At 46.5% G+C, this 507-nt stretch carries 1 protein-coding gene; it reads left to right on the top strand.

The window, feature by feature from the left end:
• Positions 1-36 precede the first annotated feature (36 nt).
• Positions 37-507, top strand: a 471-nt coding sequence (locus R7Q09_RS28620) for a LysR family transcriptional regulator (RefSeq protein ID WP_318144267.1), incomplete at its 3' end; no start/stop codon positions are given.

Here is a 507-nt window from a genome sequence, read left to right as displayed (position 1 = left end):
ACTTTATTGCAAATTCTTAATTGGTTGTGTCAAATCATGAACTTAACTCAGGTAGAAGCTTTCTGCACTATCGCAGAGTGTGGCTCAGTCTCCGAAGCTGCGCGGCAGTTAGACTGTAACCGCACCAAACTCAGCATGTCGATCAAGGCATTAGAAAAAGAGCTCGATGTTGAGTTGTTCACAAGAACAGGAAACCAACTGACGCTTTCGGAAGCGGGAAAAGCAATTTACAAAGATTGCGAGTATTTGTTGGTCACAGCTCAACGAATCAGAAAAACATGCGCGCAAATCTCCGAAGGCTTCAACGCCGAAGTCTGGGTGGCGCGTGATGACTCGCTGCCAGACGATTTGTGGCAAGAACTGTCTCACCGACTCAACAATCGATTCCCTTCTACAACGTCTAACCTCATCTTGGCCTCTAGTGGTGACTTGGCTAACTTAGTCAGTACTCATCAAGTCGATTTTGCGTTCGGTGTCGACTATGAACGCATTGATGACCCGCACATT

This window comes from Vibrio sp. 2130-1 (assembly GCF_033339515.1).
Note: the sequence above shows the minus strand (reverse complement) of the source record. Positions and strands in the feature narration are given on the sequence as shown.